The organism is Vibrio sp. 10N.286.55.E10 (genome assembly GCF_002872555.1).
GTDB classification, from domain to species: domain Bacteria; phylum Pseudomonadota; class Gammaproteobacteria; order Enterobacterales; family Vibrionaceae; genus Vibrio; species Vibrio crassostreae.
On the sequence record NZ_MCSD01000001.1, the window covers coordinates 19,695 to 39,786 of the forward strand.

Annotated in this window: 16 protein-coding genes; 11 read left to right on the forward strand and 5 right to left on the reverse strand. The window is 44.7% G+C overall.

What is annotated here, in order from left to right; translation table 11 throughout:
• Window positions 1-50 precede the first annotated feature (50 nt).
• Window positions 51-794, reverse strand: a complete 744-nt coding sequence (locus tag BCV39_RS00075; protein WP_102433123.1) for a sporulation protein — start codon at window positions 792-794, stop codon at window positions 51-53.
• A 181-nt stretch (window positions 795-975) separates the two neighbouring features.
• Between BCV39_RS00075 and hutC the strand changes: the two genes are divergently transcribed.
• The 6 genes from hutC to BCV39_RS00105 all read left to right on the forward strand — a co-directional run bounded on the left by hutC (window position 976) and on the right by BCV39_RS00105 (window position 8,346).
• Window positions 976-1,689: a histidine utilization repressor gene (gene hutC, locus BCV39_RS00080; RefSeq protein WP_102433124.1), complete on the forward strand. Its 714-nt coding sequence runs from the start codon at window positions 976-978 to the stop codon at window positions 1,687-1,689.
• A 113-nt stretch (window positions 1,690-1,802) separates the two neighbouring features.
• Window positions 1,803-3,053, forward strand: coding sequence for an imidazolonepropionase (hutI, locus tag BCV39_RS00085; protein WP_102433125.1), 1,251 nt, complete (start codon window positions 1,803-1,805; stop codon window positions 3,051-3,053).
• The gene (gene hutG, locus BCV39_RS00090) at window positions 3,040-4,086 is read left to right on the forward strand and encodes a formimidoylglutamase (protein ID WP_102433126.1); all 1,047 of its coding nucleotides are present in this window, start codon (window positions 3,040-3,042) and stop codon (window positions 4,084-4,086) included. Before hutI ends, hutG begins: the two co-directional genes overlap by 14 nt.
• Before the next feature lie 66 nt (window positions 4,087-4,152).
• Window positions 4,153-5,847, forward strand: a complete 1,695-nt coding sequence (gene hutU, locus BCV39_RS00095) for a urocanate hydratase (protein ID WP_102433127.1) — start codon at window positions 4,153-4,155, stop codon at window positions 5,845-5,847.
• Between the two features lie 14 nt (window positions 5,848-5,861).
• On the forward strand, window positions 5,862-7,394 hold the full coding sequence (gene hutH / locus BCV39_RS00100; protein ID WP_048669282.1) for a histidine ammonia-lyase: 1,533 nt from the start codon (window positions 5,862-5,864) through the stop codon (window positions 7,392-7,394).
• Window positions 7,395-7,620: 226 nt separating this feature from the next.
• Window positions 7,621-8,346 (forward strand): DUF3581 domain-containing protein, encoded by a 726-nt coding sequence (locus BCV39_RS00105; protein WP_010438254.1) that lies wholly within the window; start codon window positions 7,621-7,623, stop codon window positions 8,344-8,346.
• Between the two features lie 93 nt (window positions 8,347-8,439).
• On the opposite strand, the gene BCV39_RS00110 is transcribed toward BCV39_RS00105, so the two are convergent.
• From BCV39_RS00110 to BCV39_RS00125, 4 genes are all read right to left on the reverse strand, one after another.
• Window positions 8,440-10,095 (reverse strand): serine protease, encoded by a 1,656-nt coding sequence (locus tag BCV39_RS00110; protein ID WP_102433128.1) that lies wholly within the window; start codon window positions 10,093-10,095, stop codon window positions 8,440-8,442.
• Between the two features lie 389 nt (window positions 10,096-10,484).
• On the reverse strand, window positions 10,485-12,119 hold the full coding sequence (locus BCV39_RS00115) for a trypsin-like serine protease (RefSeq protein WP_102433129.1): 1,635 nt from the start codon (window positions 12,117-12,119) through the stop codon (window positions 10,485-10,487).
• 152 nt (window positions 12,120-12,271) lie between these two features.
• Window positions 12,272-12,733 carry an isoprenylcysteine carboxylmethyltransferase family protein gene (locus tag BCV39_RS00120; RefSeq protein WP_102433130.1) on the reverse strand — a complete coding sequence of 154 codons (462 nt, stop codon included), beginning with the start codon at window positions 12,731-12,733 and terminating at the stop codon, window positions 12,272-12,274.
• Window positions 12,734-12,800: 67 nt separating this feature from the next.
• Window positions 12,801-15,836: an FAD-binding and (Fe-S)-binding domain-containing protein gene (locus BCV39_RS00125; protein WP_102433131.1), complete on the reverse strand. Its 3,036-nt coding sequence runs from the start codon at window positions 15,834-15,836 to the stop codon at window positions 12,801-12,803.
• A 222-nt stretch (window positions 15,837-16,058) separates the two neighbouring features.
• Between BCV39_RS00125 and BCV39_RS00130 the strand changes: the two genes are divergently transcribed.
• The 5 genes from BCV39_RS00130 to BCV39_RS00150 all read left to right on the forward strand — a co-directional run bounded on the left by BCV39_RS00130 (window position 16,059) and on the right by BCV39_RS00150 (window position 20,017).
• Complete coding sequence (locus BCV39_RS00130; protein ID WP_017059770.1) at window positions 16,059-16,742, forward strand: DUF3334 family protein; 684 nt, start codon at window positions 16,059-16,061, stop codon at window positions 16,740-16,742.
• 209 nt (window positions 16,743-16,951) lie between these two features.
• A complete protein-coding gene (locus BCV39_RS00135) occupies window positions 16,952-17,641 on the forward strand; it encodes a DUF2786 domain-containing protein (protein WP_017059769.1) in 690 nt (229 codons plus the stop codon).
• A gap of 113 nt (window positions 17,642-17,754) precedes the next feature.
• Window positions 17,755-18,420, forward strand: coding sequence for an OmpA family protein (locus tag BCV39_RS00140; RefSeq protein ID WP_048607125.1), 666 nt, complete (start codon window positions 17,755-17,757; stop codon window positions 18,418-18,420).
• Window positions 18,421-18,577: 157 nt separating this feature from the next.
• Window positions 18,578-19,663: a tetratricopeptide repeat protein gene (locus BCV39_RS00145; RefSeq protein ID WP_102433132.1), complete on the forward strand. Its 1,086-nt coding sequence runs from the start codon at window positions 18,578-18,580 to the stop codon at window positions 19,661-19,663.
• Between the two features lie 165 nt (window positions 19,664-19,828).
• Complete coding sequence (locus tag BCV39_RS00150; RefSeq protein ID WP_004733419.1) at window positions 19,829-20,017, forward strand: hypothetical protein; 189 nt, start codon at window positions 19,829-19,831, stop codon at window positions 20,015-20,017.
• The last annotated feature ends 75 nt before the right edge of the window (window positions 20,018-20,092 follow it).

Genomic DNA, 20,092 nt, shown 5'->3' on the forward strand with positions numbered 1-20,092 from the left:
TATTGTCTTGTCTCTGTTAATAGACAGAGCAACTACTAACAGAGAGGGAACTACGCACTCATGATTCTTGATACAGCGTTGCGGATGTCTGAGTCGGCCGCGTTAGCTGGCAAACTGAATGAGATGTATTGGTCGCCACGGAAGCTCATTGAGCGGTCGATTTCTGCTAAGCAGTGAACCATAGAACCATCTACGATGAATGACAGCTCGATCTCTTTGTTATTCATAAAGCCGCCGCTGCGAAATTCAATCTCTTGGTAACAGCCAGAGCGAGAAGCAAAGCTGTTGCCTTTTAAGAAGCCCTTCTCTACGTCTGCTTTCACCATTGCCATGCCCGATGCTTCTACACTTTGGATGATTTTAGCGACCGTTGGCAGTGGGTGTACGGAGATAAAGTCACGGTCTTTAGGATCAATCGCGAAGCCGATATCTAGATTGGTTTCGACCCACACATGGCATTGGTTCATTTGTGCGTTCAACGCGGTGACTGGCGTTTCATCATTCAGTTTAAGACGGAATGGAACCAGTTTGGCTTCGCCCGGTTGGATAACGAAAGGCTCTACGGCTTGAATACGACCGAGTGAAAAAGTTTCATAGCTAGTGCTGTCTTCTGTTTCTACTTTTACTTCTGTGTTGAGAACCAAGTTAATCAGGTCGATTTGTTGCTCAACGTCGCCACCAACAATGTGAACATTGCCTGACAACTCGCCACCTTGGAAAACTTCAATATTATCTAAGACGGTATCAACCTTTGCTGCACCAATGCCCAACGAGGCCTTTAATTTCTTAAACATATTATTTCTCTTTCTAATTATCTGATTTACGAATAGTTATTGCGTGACAATTTGCGACACTTGCCTCACAGAATCAAGCAATTTGCCCCATCTATGTTGAATAAGGTCACATTGCCCGAGGAAATGTTGAAATCGTGAAAAATTCCGTTACTCTATTTGTATAGTCAAATAAGGTTTCATTATGTCGAAAGCGCCGCTCTACCTTCAGATAAAACAGTTCATAGATGACAAAATTACCAATGGTCACTGGCCGGTGGGTTATCAAATTACCACCGAACTCGAACTCACAGAACAGTTCAACGTGAGTAGAATGACGGTGAATAAAGCCATTCGAGATCTTGTGTCTGAAGGCAAGCTCATCAGGAAGCCAAGGCTCGGTACTTTTGTTTGTGAGCCCGACGAAAAAGCACAATCTCCGCTACTTGATATCAACAATATCGCGCAAGAGATCAAAGACCGTGGCCAAACGTATACTAGCCAAGTGATCAAACACGATAGCATCAAGGCTGATGAAAGCACCGCCACACGGTTAGGCGTGATGATCAATGCAGAAGTATTCTATAGTGAAATCATCCACTTTGCTGACAATACGCCGATACAACTGGAAGCTCGTTGGGTGAGCTCTCAAGCCGCTCCAAAATACCTAGAGCAGGACTTTTCAAAATCTACACCCAATGAATACCTTTCAAAAAACTGCCCGTTGAGTGCTATTGAACACACGGTTGAAGCCATTATTCCAGACACTCAGATCAGAACGTCACTAAAGCTTTCTGAATCAGAGCCTTGCCTTCTTTTGAATAGAAGAACATGGAGCAAAGAACGTCTCATCAGCTTTGCATTGCTCTACCATCCTGGCTCTAAGTACAAATTAAGCTCCAAGATACTTCTAGATTAAAGAACATCATCCCGATCGACGATCACATTTTTGCAACATCAACTTGATTCGGGTCAGCGTTTAGCCTATTTATTTGTATATACATTTAATGTTAAGCAAAGATCTAGGTGATTATGAATTTGATCCTCAAAAACGCACGAGTGGTCTCCATGAGTTCAGGAGCCGATGGTTATCAGCCCTCTGCCCCTCAAGATATCGTTATCGAAAACGGTAAGATCGTGTCCATCTCTTGTTCAAACCAAGGCGAACTTGCTTCTGAGTTAGAACAAGTAAGTGTTGATGGTTCTTTGGATTACGCCACCTATGACTGCAAAAACAAGTTAGTCACCCCTGGGCTGATTGATTGCCACACTCACCTCGTATTTGCAGGTAATCGCGCCAACGAATTTGAACAGCGTTTGAATGGTGTCTCTTACACCGACATCGCCAAACAAGGCGGTGGAATTCTAGCGACAGTCACGGCCACACGTGCAGCGCAAGAGTCTGAACTGGTTGAAATGGCGTTACCGAGACTCGATGGCCTGCTAAAAAGTGGCGTAACCAGCATCGAAGTAAAATCTGGCTATGGTTTAACGCTTGATGATGAACTCAAGATGTTACGTGCGGCTAAAGCGTTAGAAAATCATCGTCGTATTAAGATCACCACTACTCTCCTCGCTGCCCATGCTGTACCACCAGAATATAAAGAACAACCCGATCGTTACATTGACCTGGTTTGCCAAGAGATTATCCCTAAAGCTGCAGAGCAAGGGTTAGCTGATGCAGTTGACGTGTTCTGCGAATCTATCGGCTTCAACCTAGAACAAACCGAACGCGTCTTTGCAGCGGCCAAAGCACATGGGCTAGCGATCAAAGGCCACACAGAACAACTTTCGAATATGGGTGGCAGCGCACTTGCAGCAAAATACGACGCACTCTCTGTTGACCATGTTGAATACCTTGATGAAGCCGGAGTAAAAGTACTGGCGGAATCAGGCACAGTTGCCACCTTGCTTCCCGGCGCTTTCTACTTCTTAAAAGAGACTCAACAGCCACCTATTGCCCTACTTCGCGAACACAACATTCCGATGGCGATAGCGACCGACTTAAACCCCGGTACTTCTCCTTTTGCTGACCTAACGCTAATGATGAACATGAGCTGCACCCTGTTTGGCACGACGCCTGAAGAAGCGTTGCGCGGTGTGACTTGTCATGCTGCCGCTGCCATTGGCGACTCACAAACCAAAGGCAAAGTCGAAGTGGGTTATGTCGCTGATTTAGCGATCTGGAATATCGAGCACCCTGCCGATCTAAGTTATCAAGTCGGTGTTCCTCATCTGCATAAACGCATTGTTAATGGCGAGGTGTGTCATGACTCAATCTAAATCCAACGGTATTCAAGAAAACGTAGAAACCGTGCATAACTTCGTGTGGACGGGACGCAATGATCTTGAAGATGGCGCACTCGGTACTCGCGTTCATCACATCACCAAGCAAGTGCAAAGTAGTGATCTAAGTGACGAGCTTAAGGACAGCGCTATCGCCTTAGTTGGCTTTGCCAGCGATGCAGGTGTTGCAAGAAATAAAGGACGCGTGGGCGCGAAACAAGCACCTAACCTGATTCGCCAAGCGTTGGCGAATATGGCTTGGCACAGTGATGCACACATCGCGGATCTCGGTGATATCGAGTGCAATGATGGTCAATTAGAAGTCAGTCAAAAGCAGTGTGCTTCTTTGATTGCCAATGCTTTAGCTACCAGCAAAGTGATTACCCTTGGCGGCGGTCACGAAGTGGCTTGGGCATCGTTCCAAGGCCTTGCTGAGCATTTACATAAAGCTGAACGCCTTCACAAAGATCAGCCTGAACGCAAACCTAAGATAGGCATCGTTAACTTTGATGCTCACTTTGATCTTCGTGAATTTAAAAGCGACATCGCAGACGTCAAACCAAGTTCAGGCACGCCTTTTAACCAGATAAGTGACTACTGCCATGCACATCAGTGGCCATTTCATTACGCGTGTCTTGGTGTGAGTGCAGCCAGCAATACCAAAGCACTGTTCAACAAAGCCGACCAACTGGGTGTGTGGTACGAACATGACCGCGATATCACCCAAGTAAACCAAGTCGCTCAATTGGTTAAGTTGCAAAAATTCATCGATGAGTGTGATTACCTCTATCTCACCATTGATCTCGATGTCTTCCCTGCGGCGACTGCGCCGGGTGTCAGTGCACCAGCGGCAAGAGGCGTGAGCTATGAAACACTCGCTCCTTTTCTAGAACAGATTTTTAAACACAGTGAAAAACTCATTATCGCGGACATTGCGGAATATAACCCAGACTACGACGTCGATGGCCAAACGGCTCGATTGGCGGCTCGTTTGTGTTGGGATATTGCCTCTGTAATGGCCAACGACTAATCCAGATATACCGATAACTACAACTACAACTACAACGATATAACGTGAAACAGAAGGAATTCCAAAATGACGGAACACCACAACAGTGACCCTCGTCTCGACACGACTCGCGAAATTCGCGCACCTCATGGCACCACTTTGCGCGCTAAATCTTGGTTAACAGAAGCACCACTGCGTATGCTAATGAACAACCTAGACCCTGATGTGGCAGAACACCCACATGCACTGGTTGTGTATGGTGGTATTGGTCGCGCAGCGCGTGATTGGAAATGTTATGACAAGATTGTTGAAGTATTAGAGCGTTTAGAAGACGACCAAACGCTGCTTGTTCAATCAGGTAAACCTGTAGGCGTGTTCCCGACTCATAAAAACGCACCTCGCGTGTTGATCGCTAACTCTAACCTTGTTCCACATTGGGCCAACTGGGAGCACTTCAACGAGCTCGATAAAGAAGGCTTGATGATGTACGGTCAAATGACCGCAGGTAGCTGGATCTACATAGGCTCACAAGGCATCGTTCAAGGTACTTATGAAACCTTTGTCGCGATTGCGAAGAAACACTTCCAAGGCGAAGCAAACGGCAAATGGGTACTCACAGGCGGCCTTGGCGGCATGGGCGGCGCTCAACCTCTTGCGGCAACAATGGCTGGTTTCTCAATGATCGCGGTTGAGTGTGATGAATCACGAATCGACTACCGCTTACGTACTGGCTATGTAGACAAAAAAGCCACCAGCTTAGATGAAGCAATGGCTATGATTAAAGAATCAGACACGCCAATCTCTGTTGGCTTATTAGGTAACGCCGCAGACGTCTTCCCAGAGTTAGTCGAACGTAACATCACGCCTGACGTAGTGACCGACCAAACATCTGCCCACGATCCACTGAACGGTTACTTGCCGCAAGGTTGGACAATGGAAAAAGCAGCGCAAGAGCGCACCATTGATGAAGCAAAAGTGGTGAAAGCCGCGAAACAATCGATGGCGATTCAAGTTCAAGCGATGCTCGACCTACAATATCGAGGTGCTGCGACTGTAGATTACGGTAATAACATTCGCCAAATGGCACTGGAAGAAGGCGTAGAAAACGCATTTGATTTCCCAGGTTTCGTTCCTGCCTATATTCGTCCTTTATTCTGTGAAGGCATCGGTCCATTCCGTTGGGCAGCCCTATCTGGCGACCCAGAAGACATCTACAAAACAGACCAAAAAGTAAAAGAACTGATTCCAGATAACCCACATCTACATAATTGGCTAGATATGGCGCGTGAACGCATTCAGTTCCAGGGCCTACCAGCTCGTATTTGTTGGGTTGGCTTGAAAGATCGTGAACGTTTGGGCCAAGCATTCAATGAAATGGTTAAGAATGGCGAACTTCAAGCACCCGTTGTTATCGGTCGTGACCACCTAGATTCAGGTTCAGTTGCGAGCCCGAACCGTGAAACAGAAGGCATGATGGATGGATCAGATGCCGTATCAGATTGGCCTCTATTGAACGCCCTTCTAAATACTGCAGGCGGCGCAACATGGGTTTCTCTGCACCATGGCGGTGGCGTTGGCATGGGCTTCTCGCAACACTCAGGTATGGTGATTTGTTGTGACGGTAGTGAAGATGCATCACAGCGAATTGCTCGCGTACTTCACAATGATCCTGCAACTGGCGTAATGCGTCATGCTGATGCGGGTTACGATATTGCCAAGCAGTGTGCGAAAGAACAGAAGCTTGATTTACCTATGTTGAACGAAGAACTTCGTCGCCTTTAATGTCTGGAGATAACATGTTGAATTTATTACTTAAGCCAGGACTACTAGGCCTATCTGAACTGCGTAAAATCAGCCGTAGCCCTGTGAACCTGTCACTCGACCCTGCAGCTATCCCTGATATTGAAGCGAGCATGCAGGTTGTCGAGCAAGTGATTGCTGAAGATCGCACGGTATATGGCATCAATACAGGTTTTGGCTTATTAGCGAATACTAAAATAGCCCCTGAAGATTTAGAAGTACTACAGAAAAGTATCGTGCTTTCTCACGCGGCGGGCATTGGTAAATTCATGTCTGATGAAACTGTGCGCTTGATGATGGTGTTAAAAATTAACAGCTTATCTCGCGGTTACTCTGGTATCCGCCTCAAGGTGATCAATGCACTTATCGATCTTGTGAACGCTCAAGTTTACCCATGTGTACCACAGAAAGGCTCAGTAGGTGCATCTGGAGATCTTGCTCCCCTCGCCCACATGAGTACCGTTCTGCTAGGTGAAGGCCAAGCACGCCACAACGGTAAGATCATTACAGGTTTAGAAGCGATGCAGATCGCTGGCCTTGAGCCAATCACACTTGCTCCTAAAGAAGGTTTAGCGCTGTTAAACGGTACTCAAGCATCGACGGCCTTTGCATTAGAAGGTCTATTCGCAGCTGAAGACTTGTTTGCGTCTGCAACCGTGTGTGGTGCAATGTCTGTAGAAGCAGCACTCGGTAGTCGCCGCCCATTTGACCCTCGTATTCACCGCGTTCGTGGTCACCGTGGCCAAATGGATGCAGCGCTTGCTTACCGTCATCTGCTCGATCAAAAGAGTGAGATTGGTGAATCACACACTTGTTGTGAAAAGGTTCAAGACCCTTACTCACTGCGTTGTCAGCCTCAAGTGATGGGTGCTTGCTTACAGCAGATTCGTAATTCAGCTGAAATTTTAAATGTTGAAGCGAACTCGGTATCGGACAACCCGTTAGTTTTCGCAGACGATGGCGACATTATTTCAGGGGGTAACTTCCACGCAGAACCCGTCGCAATGGCTGCCGATAACCTTGCATTAGCAATAGCTGAAATCGGTAGCTTGTCAGAACGAAGAATGGCGCTGCTGATTGATAGCGCGCTAAGCAAACTTCCACCGTTCTTAGTCGATAACGGCGGCGTGAACTCGGGCTTTATGATTGCTCAGGTTACCTCTGCAGCATTGGCAAGTGAGAACAAAACCTTAGCGCATCCTGCATCAATAGACAGCCTTCCAACATCAGCAAACCAAGAAGATCATGTGTCTATGGCAACCTTCGCAGCACGTAGACTTAGATACATGGCTGAAAATACCCGTGGGATATTGGCTGTAGAATATTTAGCAGCAGCACAAGGGCTAGACTTCCGCGCTCCGAATCTATCTTCTCCTCGTGTGGAAGAAGCGAAACAGATTTTGCGTGAAAAAGTCAGCTTCTACGACAAAGACAGATATTTTGCACCGGATATTGAACAAGCGAACTTATTGCTCAAATTATCCGTTCATAATCACCTAATGCCAGAAGGCACTCTGTGTAGCTTTTAAAGCAAAAACATTCTGAACAACACTCATTAGAGTGTCATATAAACAAGGGCTATCGATTAGCCCTTGTTGCATTGAGCCAGAGGCCATATCTCTCTTAAAATCGTCACATACCATCCAATGTATTTATCTAATTAACTGATATATAAGCAAAGTTAACTGGATAGACCATTAGAACGAAGTTAGTTAGCTATAATCCACCCCAGATTTGATGACTAATAGCGATACTATGTTTCTGACACCTTACTTTTCTACTGAAGACAATCAATTTCAATTCACTCGTGAACAGGCTAGCCACTTTGCTAAAAAAGTAGCCGCTGACTTCAACCCAATTCACGATGAAGACAACAAGCGCTTCTGCGTGCCTGGCGATCTTTTGTTTGCAGTTCTTCTGCAGAAAGAAGGCATCAGCCAAAAAATGCGTTTTGATTTTTCAGGTATGGTTGGTAACGGTATTGCGCTTAGCGTTGACAACAAGTGTGAAAAAGAAAGCTCACTGGTTGACGAGAAAGGCAAAGAATACCTACACATGTCTTGTGAAGGTGAGAAAAGCCACGATCAAGCATTCATCGAACACGTAGTAACAAACTACGTTAAGTTCTCTGGTATGAACTTCCCACACATCATGGTTCCTCTTATGGAAGAGCAACAGATGATGATCAACTGCCAACGTCCTCTTGTTATTTACGAGAGCATGGAAGTTGAATTTACTCGCCTAGACCTATCCCACCCAGAAGTTGAATTCTCTGGTGCGACTTTTGATGTTGAAGGCAAGCGTGGCATCGTGACACTGAACTTCGATTTCAAAGAGGACGGCGAAGTGGTAGGTAAAGGCGTGAAACGCATGGTAGCAAGTGGCCTTAAGCCATACGACCAAGCTTCTGTCGATGACCTAGTAAACCGCTTCAACGAACGTAAAGAGATGTTTCTAGCTCAGTTCGCAGCTGCCGCTTAAGTAAGCCAACACAGAATTAAAAAGCCCAACTTGAGGTATCAAGCTGGGCTTTTTTCATTCTAAACAATAGATATTAATATAAGTCACCGGTATTTACTGAGTACCTTTCCTCTTCAATGACGAAAGTGACTTACGTATCATCGTGCCACCTAACAGCATCGCCAGCCAATACCAACCCATTGAACCACCTGTCTTTTTGATGATTGGATCTTCCACCAAGCTTAGCTCTTTAATCTCATTACTATAAGCAAAGTTCTTAATGGTCACTCTGTCATGCCCTGCAGAACCCACCTCATCTTTGCTGTACGCAATCATGAAGCTATTGTCTTTAGCTCTCGCCATTGGCAGTTCAACAGTCCCAGATAATTGCCCCGCAAACGCGCCGACTTCAAAGCCGTTAATGTAGATCTCCATATAGTCACGATCTTCTTCAGAAAAGACGGTGAGATCCAAAGACACGGTACCAGCTGGGATTCCGTCAACAATGAATGCGGTGGACTGGCTATTACTAATATCCGGTGAAGCTATCGTATCCCCTTCAACATCCCAAGCTTCTGTGCTGTAAACTGCATTCTTAGGTATCGTGACGAGTGAATTCACTGCATCAGAAACCACATTCGCGCCAATAGCATATGCCTTTGATGTCACCACACCGGCTAATGAGTCGGTTGACAGCTTGATACCAAAATCATGATTACCCACTGAATCTATGTTGTAGCTTACAACCACATCACAGCCTTCATTCGGCGATAGCGTCGTACAACTATTGCTCTTTATGATCGCAGTACCATTGTAGGTTATGGGATCGTCTGTGGCGACAGCTAAAGATACGTTGGTTACTTTAATCTCTTGATCAGATTTGTTCGTAAATTCAAACTTGTGTTCAATTGGGCCCAAAGATCGAGCACCAAGCATCGCTTTAGTTTGGTAACTAAAACCTGCCGTCTTCTTACCTATCCAGTCAGCAAAGTGGCTTATGTTGGTGTAGACACCGTATGCCCTTGGCTGTGCACAACCTTCTCCCCAACTCACAAGACCTAGCTGTTCGTAGTGACCATTGGTGGACAACATGATTGGACCGCCGCTATCCCCGCTACATGAATCGCGTCCGCCTTCTTTGTAACCGGCACAAAAAGCATCAGAGCCAATATCTGAATATCCGTCTCCTTGACCAAGGTTACATTCTCGCTGACTAACTAACGGAACATTCACTTGATGTAACTGACTCGTGGATGAGTATTGCTCTTCTGATGAATTCTGGTTACCCCAACCTATGACAGTTAACATCTGACCTGTATTCAAGTTATCACGAGCATAACCATCGACCAGGTTAACCGCAGACTCCGTGGGCTTATCATTAAGCTCAATAATAGCGATGTCATTACTCGCAGGCTCTTGAGTATAACTTTCATGGGCATAAATTTGCTCAACAGAATAGCGATGCTGCTCTACGTCGGGCGAAGAAAGATCAGAGACACCAATGACAACCTCAAAATCTTGGTTGCTGCTTGCTTCGATACAGTGCGCTGCGGTGAGTACATATCGCTCACCAATGAAACTTGCGCCGCAGAACTGCCCTTCGTAGGCATCCATGTTTTTTGAAACAAGCGCGACCATGAATGGCCAACTACCTTTTGCCGCTTGGTTACCATTGATAATTTGAGGGGAGATATCTGCCAACACCGGCATTGAAGAGAGGCCAACCGCATAAATACTTAATGGCAGCCATTTTGTTTGGATAACTTTCATTACCTAACCTTTCATTTGTTTTAATAATAACGGACAGGTTATTTGATAAAAAATAAATATAAATGGTAAGCACACCAAAATATGGCTTACCTTGAATAGGTTTCAAACATTAGTGAATAGCTAGCTTATTAACTGCATTAACAAATCAAACCTAGCGCCTAACCTTCTGTTTGTAATCAACATATTCAGCACTGAATAATTGCCTAGTACTCGCTCTTCTGGTTTGATTTGGCACTGATTGAAACCAAGTTAGAAACGGAAATCGGAGTTAGCTATAACCGTGAATTCAGATCAATAAAGCCCAGCTGATTTCATCCAGCTGGGCTTTTCTCGTTTAACTAAAGGTGATAGGTTGGCTATCAGTCTTAAGTTAGCGTTAGTGGTATAGCTTATTGATCACCTTTCATCTTCAGTGGTGAAAATGACTTACGTACAGTCGCACCGCCTAAAAGCACAAATAACCAATGCCAAGACAGCGAGCCGCCGCTACCGCCCCCTGAGCTTTTTGCGTTTTGCGTTCCTTCAGACTTAGATATCTTTATCTCATCTGTATAAGAGAAGTTCTTGACCGTAGCTTTGTCATTTCCGGTGGAACCAAACCAATCTTTCACATAGGTAATCATGAAGCTATTATTGGAATCTCTCACCATCGGTAGGTTGACCGAACCAGAAAACTCACCAGAGACACTATCAAGTTTTTGACCATTAATATAAACCTCAACAAAATCATAATCAGCTTCAGACGATGCAGTTAGGTCAAACGAAACTGTACCAGAAGGAATCCCCTCAACAATAAGCGCTGTAGATGTACCGTGGCTAATGGACGGTGAGGACAGCGAATCACCTTCTGTAATCCAAGCTTGTGTGTTGTAGACGCCACTGTTTGGTATGCTTACATATGAACTCACCGTATCCGTTACAGATCTCGCTCCGATTACAGAAGCAGTTGAAGTAACCGTGCCTACCAATAAATCAGTGTCAACATTAATACCAAATTCATGTTCACCAATTGAGTTTAGGTCGAAACTAACCACAACTTCACAGCTTTGCCCTGCAGTTAAAATGCTACATCCGTTGTCTGTTATAACAGTATCATTACCTGAAATTGGATAAACACGGTTTACTGCAATGTTTTGATCAGATTTATTTGTGAATTCAAAGGTATGTGAAATAGGCGCCAATAATTTTGCACCAAGCATTTCAATTTGACGGTAACTAAGCCCTGATTGCTGCTCATCAATCCAATCATCAAAGTAGCTAATATTGGTATAGACTCCGTAGGCGTTGGACTGTGCACAGCCTTTACCCCAGCTTACAATGCCCAGTTGCTCATATGTTCCATTTGTCGACACAACGATTGGTCCACCACTGTCACCCTGGCAGGAGTCATAACCACCATCACTGTATCCCGCACAGAATGCATCACTGCCAATTGACGCATAGCCACTGTGAGGAACGCTATTACATTCATACTGATTAACTAAAGGAATGTTGACTTGATATAGTTCACTCTTAGATGCATAACCATCTGATGCGTCCTGATCTCCCCAGCCCATCACCGTTAGCATCTGACCATCATTTAGGTTACCTCGAACATAACCATCAACGAGATTAACCACAGACTCAGCTGGCTTTTCTGCGAGCTCAATAATGGCGATATCATTGCCTGTCGCTGCAGAGTTGTAATATTCATGTACATAAATATTATCAACAGCGTATCTATGTTGTGCGGCTTGAGAGGCAGAAAGGTTTGATACGCCAATCACCACATCTAGATCTTCACGACCATTACCTTCCACACAGTGAGCGGCAGTTAATACATATCGCTCACCAATGAAGCTCGCACCACAAAACTGACCGTCATAAGCGTTCACGTTCCTTGAGACTAGCGCAGCCATAAATGGCCAATTGCCTTGTGTTGCTTCTTTACCGTTGATAATTCGAGCTGAAACATCTGCCAACACCGACGTTGAAGACAGACTCACTGCATAGATACCTAGCGACAACCATTTAGCCTGAACCATTTTTATTACCTAGCCTTTTATATCTTTTAATAATGATGTGCAGGCTATTTTATAAAAACACAATATGAAACATTGGTTATATTTTTTTGTGATGAATCTCAACTAAATGATAATAGTTCTTATCTAATTACTTGATTGTCTTTGAATCCACATCAGATCCAACGCCTAACCTTTTGTTTGTAATCAACATATTCAGCACCGAACAATTTTTCTAGTGCTCGCTCTTCGGGTTTGATTTGGAACTGAGTCATGTACATTACAAATACAAAACTGAGTAAAACGCTGAACAGGTTTTGGAAGAAGTAGCCAAAGCAAAACAGTAGGATGAATAGCCCTAAGTACATTGGGTTACGGGTGTAACCGAAAATACCGCTGTCCACAACTGCCGAGGCGGTTTCGACTTTGATCGGATTAACGGTGGTGTTCTGTTTTCGAAATTCCAATATGCCTGATATTCCAATCACACCACTCAATACAATCCCGATACCGAGTACAACCATTCCATAAGGCAGTGCAATTGCTCCTAGGATCAATTGCTGCGCACAGAAGTTCGAGGCTATAAATACAATAATGAAAAGTGCAACGGGTGGTACTTTTAACTCAAGAAATCTCATAGCTTTCCTTATTAACAATTCCATTGTTAGTTTAGAAAAAAGCCCAGCAATTGCTGGGCTAAATGTATTAAATAATTTTTGCGAGCGCTTGTAGTGGGTGGGCAAGCTTCTCACCCTCAAAACGCTTCACTTGGCTTCGACAGGAATAACCCGTCACTAAGCAACGCTCTTTCGGTAAGTCTTGCATCCTTGGCTTCCAACTTAGACCGTATATGTCTTTCGACATTTGCAGCTTATCGACTTCGTGACCGAAAGTACCTGCCATACCACAACAGCCGACAGGAACGCTGGTTAAAGCAGCGCCAAAGTGTTTGAAGATAGCGCCCCACTCTTTTTCAGCGTTTGGCATTTTGGTCTTCTCCGTACAGTGAGCAAACAAGTACCACATTTCTTCGCTTGCAGAACGCGCTTCAAAATCACCGAGCGACGGCATTAACCATTCATGTACGGTGAGCACATCAAAGTCGCCACGCTTGTCACCTAAAATCTCGACGTATTCATCGCGGTAACAAAGCACAAGAGCAGGATCAACACCGACTAAAGGAATACCAATATCAGCCACCATCGATAAGAAATCAGACGTCGATTTCGCCTCACGCGCAAAACGACTTAAGAAGCCTTTAATGTGCAGTGCTTTACCATTTGGTTTAAACGGCAATAACACCGGTGTTTTGCCAAGCTTCTGAGCCAAGGTAACGAAGTCTTCGACTACCTCTGCATCATAAAAGCTAGTAAACGGGTCTTGAACGATCAACACGTGCTGTTTCTTCTGCTCAGAAGAGAGCCCTTCTAGATACTGTAAATCGAAGAGTTGCAGCTCTTTGCTCGCCAGGCGATTTTTAAGTGTAGGCACCGAAATCAGTGGTGCATCAACATAACCAACCGTTTTCGCTGTTGCGGTTTGTATCCACTTTTGACCCAAGGCAGCATTAACAACCTTTGGCGCTTTCGCCATTAGCGGCAGCATGGTTTCAATGTTGGCGACTAAATAGTCTTTTGCAGGGCGTTGGTAGCGTGAGTAATAAATGTTTAAGAATCGAGAACGGAAGCTCGGAACATCAACTTTAATCGGACACTGGCTCGCACACGCTTTACACGCAAGACAACCGTTCATCGCTTCGTGAACTTCATGCGAGAAATCGTATTCATGGCGTTTGTTCATTGTATTACGAACACGTTCCACCATGGTTTTAACCGGAGTATTGTCCTTCAGCGCTTCTTGCTCTAAATCGAGAATATCGACGCCTTGCTCTGTTAACTGGCGTAACCATTCTCTCACCAAGCCTGCGCGGCCTTTTGGCGAATGACGACGGTCAGCCGTGACTTTCATCGAAGGGCACATTGGCGAGCTAGTATCGTAGTTGAAGCACAAGCCGTTACCGTTACATTCCATCGCTTGTTTGAAGCTATCACGAACTTGTACGTCGATCTGACGGTCATAGAAGCCACGCTTAGTATCGGTGACTTTCACCAATTCAGCGTCACTTTCCAATGGCGTACAGATCTTGCCTGGGTTCATCTTGTTGTGCGGGTCGAATGCCGCTTTAACACGTCTTAATTCGGTAAACAGCTCTTCGCCGAAGAAGTCAGGACCATACTCAGAACGGAAGCCTTTACCATGTTCACCCCACATTAAGCCGCCGTATTTCGCCACTAGCTTAACCACTTCATCAGAGACTTCATGCATCAAGGCTTCTTGCATCGGGTCACACAGATCCAATGCTGGACGAACGTGTAATACGCCCGCATCCACGTGACCAAACATGCCGTAATTCAACTCTTTTGAATCGAGTAACACTCTAAATTCAGAGATAAAGTCCGCGAGGTTTTCTGGTGGTACACAAGTATCTTCAGCAAAAGCGACTGGCTTAGCTCGGCCTTTCGCCGCACCTAATAAACCCACCGCTTTCTTACGCATGTTGTAGATTCGGCCAATACTCGCCAAATCGCTACAAACTTGGAAACCGATCACACCCGCGTCTTCGGTTTCTACCATGGTTTCAAGTTGTGCCGTCAGCGCTTGAACTTGTTGTTCAACTTCCGCTTCATCTTGGCCTGCAAACTCAACCATGTTTATGCCAAGCATCTCTTTGTTAGGGACATCGGTCAGCAGGTCGCTCACGGTATGCCAGACGATGTCTTGCTTCGCTAAGTTCAATACTCTTGAATCAACCGTTTCAACAGACAGTGCTTTCGCTTCCACCATAAACGGTGCATTACGCAATGCAGAATCAAACGTGTTGTATTTCACGTTAACCAGTGTGCGCGCTTTTGGAATCGGCGTTAGGTTTAGCTTAGCTTCAGTGATGAATGCTAACGAACCTTCAGCGCCACATAGAACGCGAGTCAGGTCAAAGCTATCGTCTTGTTCACTTATAGCGTTCTTTAGGTCATAGCCTGTTAAGAAGCGATTCAGCGGAGGGAATTTATCCAGAATTTGAGCGCGCTTGTCTCGACAAACAGCCTCAGTCACCGCAAGGGCATGGTGAGCGAATTCACCTTCAACGGGTAAGCCGTGTGATAAATCAGACTCTAAACATGAACCGTCTGCGAATACCGCTTGTAGCGATAATACATGGTCAGACGTTTTTCCGTACTTCAATGACCCTTGGCCCGAAGCATCGGTATTGATCATGCCACCCAAGGTTGCTCGGTTACTTGTGGAAAGGTCTGGAGAGAAAAAGTAACCATACGGGCGAACAGCGTCGTTCAATTGATCTTTAACGACACCTGACTGAACTCTTACCCAGCCTTCTTTCTCGTTAATCTCAAGAACCTTATTCATGTATCGCGACAGGTCAACCACGACACCTTTTGTTAAAGATTGTCCGTTGGTTCCGGTACCGCCACCACGAGGGGAAAAGGTCACACGTTCGTAAGCAGATTTAGAAACCACTTTACCGATAAGCACAACATCTTGCGTTGTTTTAGGAAGGATGACCGCCTGCGGCAATTGCTGATAGACACTGTTATCAGTCGCCACAGCCAAACGGCTAGAATATTGAGATTCAATGTCGCCAGTAAAGCCCGCTGTTTTTAGTTCATCTAAAAAGCGTACGACAACTGGATCGACATCAGCATTGAGTTGAAGTCTTGGTAACATTTGCTTCCTGCCCCTACTTCGCTGATCCTATCAGCATTGGGTTATCTGAGATTTTTAATAATTTTCTTTGAATTTCGTCACTTTACTACTATTAAGATCATATAAAAAGGTGATCAAATCAGAATCTCAGTGCAAGAATGGAGAAATAGTCACTTTCGTCTTAATTCAGTAACAATATACTGAATAACATTTTGTTTAAGACATCTCCACGAGCACATCACAATGAAAAAAAACAAAACAGTCACAACTGAAGATATCCTTCTTAAACTATGCCAATCAGTCTCAAGCGTACTTACTTCAGCGACGGCTTCTCAGGTGTCCTATTCAGCCATGGTTCAAAAGATCAACAAAACAAGCCTCAAGCCAGACTTTGGTTGCTTCGTTCTGTTTGACGGCGGCTTTTCTGGTCTTGTTGTTATCAATTTTACGTCCAAAGCAGCGTTAGAGATCTACACCAATTACATGCGCAATATGGGCATGCCTGAAAACGAGCTCGCTGTGCTTCATACTTCAGACGAAGTGGGTGATGTATTGGGTGAGTTGATGAACCAATTGGTGGGTGACTTCACCAATAAAATCCGCAAAGAGCTGCAAACCAACATCACCCAAAACCAACCGAAAATGCTGGCTCTGAACAAGCAAGTAAACCTTTCTGTTGATACTAACCTCGATCGTCCACAAGCTCGTCGTGTGACCTTCTCTACCGCCAATAACAACATCTTCTACCTTGAGCTTGCGATGGATAAGACCGAATTCATTCAATTGGAAGAATTTGAAATCGCAGAAGACGAATGTCCAGATAGCATTCTTGAGGCGACTCAGAAAAAAATGCAAGAAGCGAACAAGCCAGCTCAAAGCTCTGGCAATGATTCTGCAGCAGACCTACTCGATGAACTGGGTATCTAGTTTGCAAATGCTCTAGTCACTTTAAAAAATCGTGTCACTAACGCCATCAATACTCTTGATGGCGTTTTTGTTTTTACCGCCAAGTCGGCTCATGCAGTTCAATGTTCACCGCCTCACTTGTTCATCAAACCAGTTTTGCCTTTCTGTTACCCGCGAAAACATGTAAAATGTTGGACTTTTAAAAATTTGCGGTACTGATTAAATTGTCGATGGATAAGAAAAAAGCCCTAAAGAAAATTGCCAAGTGTCTTGAGCTTGGAAATTCTGCGAACGTCAATGAAGCTGCCAATGCGATAAAAATGGCGCATAACTTGATGCTGAAATATGGTCTCGAAAAAGACGATATTGAATTTATCAAGATGGGGAAAACTCAGTCCAGTCACCTGTTACCTGCAAATATCAGTTCTACACTGCTGCGCGTTATTCGCGGTATCAACACCAAGTTTGGCGTAGAAGCCGTGTTACTGAATCACAAAGGCCTCAAGCGCGTTGAATTCATTGGTGAAGCCGACCGCGCGATCTTCGCAGCCTTCGCTTTCGATATCATTTATCGCGAGCTGAATGAACACACCGGCCAATTCAGAAATAGCTTTGCTGGCTCTGGCACAGGATCATTAGAAGTAACACGCCGCGTGAACTCGTTTGTTTCAGGCTGGGTTGAAGGTGCACTTGAAAAGCTGCCAACCATTACTCCAGACGACGAATCAAACAACAAGATCAATAACTACATTGATAAAGAATTCAAAAATATCGACCGTGAAACGTTCAAACAGCAACTGAGAGAAGCGATGAAAAACCTCACCGCCGATTATGAAGTTGGTTTGAAGAAAGGTCGTAAATTGTCTGTTAATCGACCAGTTGGCGGTACCCAGGCAGCTAAAAAGATAACTAAATCATAGAGCCACTTTACATTACTTCGGCGTATTGATAAAAACCATCAATAAGATTTACAGGACTATGTTTGTCACTCGGATTCATTCGTTTGATAGAAGTACATGATGGAGAAAATACGTTGAAAAAAATCACACTAGCCCTAGCGCTTACTATCGCTTTAACGGGTTGTCAGGCAACTCAACGCCAAAACGCGACAACTGGCGAATCTGAGACTAACTCTGCAACTCAAGGCGCTCTAATTGGTGCACTTGCTGGTGCCGTTGCTGGTGCAGCTACCGGTGACTCTAAAGACCGTGGTAAACGTGCACTTATTGGTGCGGCAGGTGGTGCGGCTGTTGGTGGTGGTATTGGTTACTATTTTGACCGACAAGAAGCAGCCCTTCGTGAAGAACTAATGAACTCTGGCGTTCAAGTAGAACGTGTTGGTGAGAATCAACTTCTACTTCGTCTGGAAAACGGCATTGGTTTTGATTCTGGTTCTTACGCTTTAGAATCAAGCATTCACAACACACTTCGCGGCGTTGCGCGCATCCTAGTTGAATACCCAGACACAAGCCTAGTGATCGAAGGTCACACGGACAGCACTGGCAGTGAGTCGACTAACCAAATCCTTTCTGAGCGTCGTGCTGAATCTGTTCGTGCATTCTTGATCTCTCAAGATGTAGCAGCAGGCCGTGCCATTGCTCGTGGTAACGGTGAGCGTTACCCTCTATGTGACAACAATACCTCTCAAGGTCGTGCTTGTAACCGTCGTGTAGAAATTCAAATCTTGCCGCTTAAGTAGCACGATTAAAGCCCAGTCCGTCTTTATCTATTGAATTAACCTCTATATAGTTGTTTATCAGTTATGTTACTCAATTAGCGTAATACTAATAACCAACAACCATAAAGCGTATTCATACTGACATATCGACTCTGGGCTTTTTTACGAGACTTATCTTTTGCTTATCCAATCCAACTTTTTGTCATCGTCACTTCTTAGAACTCTATTTCTAGCCCTCGTTTTTTCCTCGATACTGTTGCCCACCCCACATTTCGTGCACGCAGCAAGTAGTAATGAGTTTTCACTACAGTCACAACCTCAAGATCCCATTTCTCAATACCAATTAGCGCAAGCGTATGAATTGGGAACGGATGTGCCTGAAAACATCGACGACGCATTCTATTGGTACTCTCAATCTGCAGATAATGGCAATGCAGATGCACAATTTAAACTCGGCAAGTGGTACTTGGCAGGAACAAGTGTCGAGCAAGATAACAAAATGGCCCTAGAGTGGTTCATCAAAGCTGCACTGCAAGGTAACAAGAGAGCTCCAGTGGAAGTAGCAAAGATCTATGAGTCCTCACTTGAAAAGGAACTACTCCAACCATTAGATGCCGCGCAGCTATGGTATGAAGCTGCCTTAAAAGACAACCCTAATGCAGAAGATGGCTACACCCGTGTTCTACAAGCGCAATTCAACCAGCAGCGCGCAAAGCAGATCTCTTCAATAGAACAGCTCGATGACAGCATCGACTCTGAAATCGACAGCAGTCAGGGGCTATCTCAGCAAGTGCAATCTAGCCAAGCGACACGCTCTAAGCTCTCCAGTTCTAACCTAACCAGCTCTGAATATATGATTGGTGCTGCGTTGGCCGTGTTGATTTCAATCATCAGCATTATTGCGACTCTCGTTATCTCAAGAAAAAGACAAGCTCTAAAGTCGGGTGATTCACGACAGCAACAACAATCACTTGAAGCGCAGCTTAGCTCAAAGGACCTTACGATTAGGCAACAAAAACGCCAGCTGCACACTATGTTTCACGAATTGAAGAAGCAGAAAAACAGCAAAGGTCTGAGTAATTTGCAGGTCGCTTGTGCTCTGTTTGGGTACACACCGAGTTCAATACCTGACCAGAAAAGCATCAAAATTCGATACAAACAACTGTCGAAAATCTATCACCCTGATGGTCATGGATGTGACGAAGAAATGAAACGTTTGAACAATGCGCTAAAAACCATTTTACAAAATGTTACAAAACCGTAAACAAACACACATCTTCATTTTCCTATATCTCAAAGATAACGATTTTATTGGTGTTGCAATCGATCCCCCTCTCAAAAACGGGTAACAAACTATTAACTAATGGGTCTTACTTGTGTCATAATTTTCGCCGAAAATACACCTGACTTAAACAGGTGAGGAGAGAATATGTTCACAATAGAAGGCGTTTGTGATTGGTGCAAAAAGCCAAGCCTAGTTAAAAAGCACGACTACCTAGATGGTAAGTGTCATCATGCATGTAAAGAGTGCAATGATATTGCAACCATTGATGTTCGCCAGTTCAATATTGGTGAAATGGAAATGAGAGCAAAACTCTCCCAAGCGACATTGAGATAAGCAACACCGTGAAATATAAGAAAGCGCCTAAGGCGCTTTTTTTGTGCTTGTGGTTTTCTCTCTTCTCTCTTCTCT